Source organism: Acinetobacter towneri (genome assembly GCF_001758345.1).
GTDB lineage: Bacteria > Pseudomonadota > Gammaproteobacteria > Pseudomonadales > Moraxellaceae > Acinetobacter > Acinetobacter towneri_A.
Window position 1 is genome coordinate 1 of record NZ_MKQS01000047.1, and the last position, 4,622, is coordinate 4,622.

Here is a 4,622-nt window from a genome sequence, read left to right on the forward strand (position 1 = left end):
CATGAATTACATTCAAGTCATTGGAAAATAGAGCAATATCACCGGGTGATTAAACAGGTTTGTCATATTGAAAAGTTTCAAGTAAGACGATCTAAACTGATTTTGAATCATATTTTTTCAGCCTTGATGGCCTACGTCGAGATACAAAAGAACCAGTTTGAGCGGATCTTTGAAAATGTATATCGTTGGCAGAAGAAATTATTTAGACCAGTTATCAAAAACTTCATTGATGACTTTATTCTCGATAAAAATCATCTGCTACCACAGAGAATCTTTAAATAATAGTGCGTAAGTCCTATTCTATTAGATTAATGATAACACTATCATTTAATTATTAAATTAAGTTTAATGATAGATGCTGTATGCGATTCGGCTCGCTATCATTCAGCTATAGTCCAATGATAGAACACTAGTCATGGTTGTAGGGGCAGAGCGGGAACTTTGCCCCACTTTTATAACCAATTTGAAACAGTTGTTACTTCAACAAAGGATGACCTTGAGGGACCATCATTTTAATTTAGTTGCTATTTAATTGCTGATTAGTTGCTATTTAGTTGATATAATATCCTAAAGTTTAGGATATGGATATTTTAATGAGCGTTCAATCGAGATTATCAAAAAATGCGTGTAGATTAATAAAAGCCGCGCAGTCCATTATTTTTGTTCGCTGGCAAGCAGACAGCGGGACTCAAAAAGTCGTAGCACTGGCACAGATGGCGGAATGGCAGCACCCATTGATTCTATGTGCTGGCGATGGTTTTTGGGATGCTCATGACTTTGACAAAGCAAAGCGTTCTATCAAGCGACACAACAAAGGCATAATTTTTATTGATAGACGCGATTTTATTTTTAACGATCCGTTAGAGCTATCGAAGCTATAGCAGAGCTGACCGCAGAAAGAAAAAACTATAGTCTAATGATAATTTTAATTTGATTTTCTGTCGATTGTTTAGTTAGTAATAAATGATTAATATTAATAAAAATTTTATAGATAAAAGTTTATGGCTATAGTTTATTGCAATAAGTGTAAACAGTGTGGGGAATCAAAATTAAAAGGGAGTGGATGGATCACTTTTATTCTAATTTTGTTCTATATCATTCCTGGAGTGATATACATGATCTGGCGTAGATCAGGTATAGGAGAATGTAAATTTTGTGGCAGTTCGGATGTAATACCTGCAAGCCAAAAGCCGATACTACAAAATCAAGAAAGAGTCTCTATAAGTCAGCCTGTCTTTGAGAATGTCCCAAATATCAATTGCCCCGATTGTAGGGAGTTGATTCGGTTTGATGCTCGTAAATGCAAACATTGCGGTACATACATTGATGAGCTAAAAAAGTAATTTATAAAATTAATATTTATTTTGCTTCATCTACGTGAATGAGTGAGCATGATAGCCCTGCTAATTAATTTCTATTCACGTAGACAGCGTACTTTTGTTGGATTATTAAAAACTAACTTCTGTAAAATACATGCACATACATTTATTTCCACAAGTAGGGAGTGGTAGTAAAGGTGCATTCTTAGTGGTGTATGTTCCATCCTCACTTATTGAATTAGGGCAAGATTCTTTATCTACAGTAAGCCTTAAGGTTGATTTAAACTTTTTAGCTCTGTTTATTTCTCTTTCTGACCAAGCTCTGGCTCTAGCATAAAATTCAGCTTCTGTGATGAATGCAAATAAATCTGTTTTATCTATAGATTCAGTATTTATAAAACTCAGAAATCCAGTGTTTACTTTTAATCTAGTATTTATTTCTAAGTCACGCTTTTGCTGTGCAGTAAGAGGTTCACCATAATTAAGTAACTTCTTAGTATCTTTTCTTTCAAATGGTTCTAGATTTTCTTTCAGTAACTTTGTGACTTCCTTTGCTTTTGAATGGTTAAAGGATTCGTATTCCTGTAACTTTTTTACGTATGTTTTGATAAAAGTGTCTATTACTTTTAACTCTTCTTTCTCCATCTCTGGACTAGGTGTAATTCCTAAACTCATACTAACCCCTGTATTGTTATTTATATCTATATAGCTCGAACCGATTAATCTTATCAATATTCACGACATTATTTGTATTTCAATAACTTATTTGTTTGATGACCTAATTTTATGAACTAAAATTTTATGAGTTGAACATACAGCATAACTACTGAAACATTAAAAAACTATACTCTTTTGATAAAAAAAGCATGACTAAAAGCCATGCCTTGGGTGGGTGTTAGAAMCCATTTAAARTGTCTRTATTCTCACCAATAAAAATGTCCATTTACCGATTAATCGTTCTAAGATCTCAGAACGGAAGACCATGATGAATACCCTGATTCTCAAAACTCGAAACTTTATTGAAAACTTCTATCGAGGTTTATAAGCACCCCAAAATAAAAAAATGCCTGATGTTCAGGCATTTTTTACATCATCACTCACAGCTTAAAACAATTAAAACACGAGAGTTTTAATCTTTTGAATACGATTTAACTTTTTCAAAAACTGGATAGAAATCCAATCCCTCATCTTTCATCGTAGAAATCAACGCAACAATTACAGCAATATGTGTAGGCACGACACCTTGTTTACTGTAATTCGTAATTGAATTAGGTTTTATGCCCAATAATTCAGCAAATTCTTTAATTGAAAGCCCTGCTTTACCGATAAGACGTTGAAATTCAGTATATGGCATTTGATTAAATTTATAGAAATGGTGTTTTGAAATTATAGCATAGGGTTACATTTACATAAAAACACATAAAAATATGTGGCAAACACATATTTTTATTTGTTATAAATGGCTTATCAACTAATCTATTTACCATCTCTATAGGAGAAAACATTATGTATTCGTACCCGAATTCAAATACTGAAAAGAAAATTGCGCTTATGATCATCAATGACTTTTTCATTCAAAAAGCACATGAGCTTTGGTTATTTTTAAATATAGATCGATGTTTTAACGATTATGAAGCAACACTGATTTGGGTTAAAGATTATCTAGAAGAACATCCTGAGGGTGAATACAGCGATATTCAAAAAGCCTTTCTGTCTTGTTTTCCAGAAAATTTCTTTAATTTTGACTATTAATTAATTGATGAATCACACTTCCTCTTTTGTAGCATTTGAAATCAAAGTAACCACTACAAAAGAGGAAAAATCCAAACCATAAAAAACAGAAAAATAAAAGCCTTAGATTCGCTTTATAAAAATTATTACCGAGACAAACACACATAAAACATAAACCTTTTTCATGAACTTTTCGCTTTTTTTTTACACATTAGAAACTCTTCGTCATAGCATCATCCTTGTGATTTTTGGTTCTTTCAGGAATCCGAAATGAGATAAGCAAGCCTACCTGTATATACAAAATTCTCCGAATTTTGATCTACAGGGCTTGTTAGGAGGGAAACCCTCCTAAGACCACCCTTAGCCCATCGCAGATGGGCAGCTCAACTTCGTTGAGCTAAAAGCAAACGCCTTTTATTTAATCGGTTGATGATATGCGAACAAAAAACAGAATTTTCAGGCAGACACAGCTGCAATGGGAACAACTTGAGAAATATCTAAAAGAAACACAAGAAGGGTTTACGGATTTCATTCAGTCGTTAATCCAACGCGAGCTATCCCAAGCAGCAATGGCATTTAGATACGATGAGCAAGATCCACCGCCTAGATTCAAAATCAAAACGGTTTTTGAAGTCATAAAGCGCTATCAAAAAACAGACCCAGCATTACTGCTCGAGCTGGCCAAGATCGGGAATAATCTCAACCAAATCGCCCGAGCCTTAAACATCCTAAAAAACGCTACCGCAGAAGAACAGCGCAAGCTGGATATTTTTAGGTGTTTCCACGCGCTCAAAGCAATTCAAGACCAAATTGAACAGCTCTCCCCCGACTTGCCTAAAATCAGTAGACAGACCCCAGATCGTATTAAAAAACAATTACTTTCTCTTCCTTCTGTCGATTTGATCGAGGAGGATGAAGATGCATATTAAGTTTTTAGCGCATGGAAAGGGATCGGCTACACACGCTTCAGCTTATCTACTTGATGACTTAGATCACAAAGGACAGGTACGAGCAGGAATCGAAGTCTTACGAGGTGACGCCACCACTTTTAACTCAATCTGCAATTCAAGCCGGCACCTGTGGAAATACACATCGGGCATCATCGCGTGGTCAAAAGACGATGCACCAACAAATGAGCAGATCCACGAAGTTTTAACTGAGTTTGAAGCACACGCTTTTGCTGGACTCGATCCATCGCAATACCACCTATTTGCTGTCCAACACACTGACGATGACGGCTCAAAGCATATTCACGTTTTAGTGCCACGACTCGATGAACCGTACCGGGTTTGTCGGAGACTTTTTTATTTAAGTTAGGCCACCTGACCTAACGGGTTAATCTTATCATAGTACATTGCTTCAAACTCAAAAGGCGATACATAACCCAGTGCACTGTGTACACGCTTTTTATTGAACCAATCTACCCAGTTTAGTGTCGCAAGTTGTACATCTGCTAAACCTTGCCAATCTGCTTTTAAATATTCAATCACCTCTGTTTTGTATAAGCCATTCACCGTTTCAGCCAAAGCATTATCGTATGAATCACCAGTCGTACCGACTGATGCTCGTAAA

7 protein-coding genes and 1 pseudogene are annotated in these 4,622 nt (G+C 35.4%); 5 read left to right on the forward strand and 3 right to left on the reverse strand.

Features of this window, described 5'->3' with window-relative positions:
• Together BJN41_RS13235 and BJN41_RS13240 are read left to right on the forward strand one after the other, a co-directional pair.
• Window positions 1-282, forward strand: a 282-nt coding sequence (locus BJN41_RS13235; RefSeq protein ID WP_070155738.1) for a transposase, incomplete at its 5' end; no start/stop codon positions are given.
• A 299-nt stretch (window positions 283-581) separates the two neighbouring features.
• Complete coding sequence (locus BJN41_RS13240; RefSeq protein WP_227515244.1) at window positions 582-881, forward strand: hypothetical protein; 300 nt, start codon at window positions 582-584, stop codon at window positions 879-881.
• Window positions 882-1,448: 567 nt separating this feature from the next.
• Here the strand turns inward: BJN41_RS13240 and BJN41_RS13250 are convergent.
• Together BJN41_RS13250 and BJN41_RS13255 are read right to left on the reverse strand one after the other, a co-directional pair.
• A complete protein-coding gene (locus tag BJN41_RS13250) occupies window positions 1,449-1,994 on the reverse strand; it encodes a hypothetical protein (protein WP_070155744.1) in 546 nt (181 codons plus the stop codon).
• Between the two features lie 454 nt (window positions 1,995-2,448).
• The gene (locus BJN41_RS13255; RefSeq protein WP_070155748.1) at window positions 2,449-2,673 is read right to left on the reverse strand and encodes a helix-turn-helix domain-containing protein; all 225 of its coding nucleotides are present in this window, start codon (window positions 2,671-2,673) and stop codon (window positions 2,449-2,451) included.
• 152 nt (window positions 2,674-2,825) lie between these two features.
• Here BJN41_RS13255 and BJN41_RS13260 point away from each other — a divergent pair, with 152 nt between their 5' ends.
• From BJN41_RS13260 to BJN41_RS16030, 3 genes and pseudogenes are all read left to right on the forward strand, one after another.
• The gene (locus tag BJN41_RS13260; RefSeq protein ID WP_070155750.1) at window positions 2,826-3,071 is read left to right on the forward strand and encodes a hypothetical protein; all 246 of its coding nucleotides are present in this window, start codon (window positions 2,826-2,828) and stop codon (window positions 3,069-3,071) included.
• 413 nt (window positions 3,072-3,484) lie between these two features.
• Window positions 3,485-3,979, forward strand: coding sequence for a MobC family plasmid mobilization relaxosome protein (locus tag BJN41_RS13265; protein ID WP_057692602.1), 495 nt, complete (start codon window positions 3,485-3,487; stop codon window positions 3,977-3,979).
• Window positions 3,963-4,325 (forward strand): annotated as a pseudogene (locus BJN41_RS16030) (relaxase/mobilization nuclease domain-containing protein); the annotation flags it as partial. The gene BJN41_RS13265 and the pseudogene BJN41_RS16030, both read left to right, overlap by 17 nt.
• 38 nt (window positions 4,326-4,363) lie before the next feature.
• Here BJN41_RS16030 and BJN41_RS13275 read toward each other — a convergent pair.
• A partial coding sequence (locus BJN41_RS13275) for an integrase core domain-containing protein (protein ID WP_032069928.1) occupies window positions 4,364-4,622 on the reverse strand: 259 nt, incomplete at its 5' end.

Coding starts and splice junctions, on each gene's coding strand:
- BJN41_RS13240 (WP_227515244.1), top strand. CDS start 582: ATGGATATTTTAATGAGCGTTCAATCGAGATTATCAAAAAATGCGTGT.
- BJN41_RS13250 (WP_070155744.1), bottom strand. CDS start 1,994: ATGAGTTTAGGAATTACACCTAGTCCAGAGATGGAGAAAGAAGAGTTA.
- BJN41_RS13255 (WP_070155748.1), bottom strand. CDS start 2,673: ATGCCATATACTGAATTTCAACGTCTTATCGGTAAAGCAGGGCTTTCA.
- BJN41_RS13260 (WP_070155750.1), top strand. CDS start 2,826: ATGTATTCGTACCCGAATTCAAATACTGAAAAGAAAATTGCGCTTATG.
- BJN41_RS13265 (WP_057692602.1), top strand. CDS start 3,485: ATGCGAACAAAAAACAGAATTTTCAGGCAGACACAGCTGCAATGGGAA.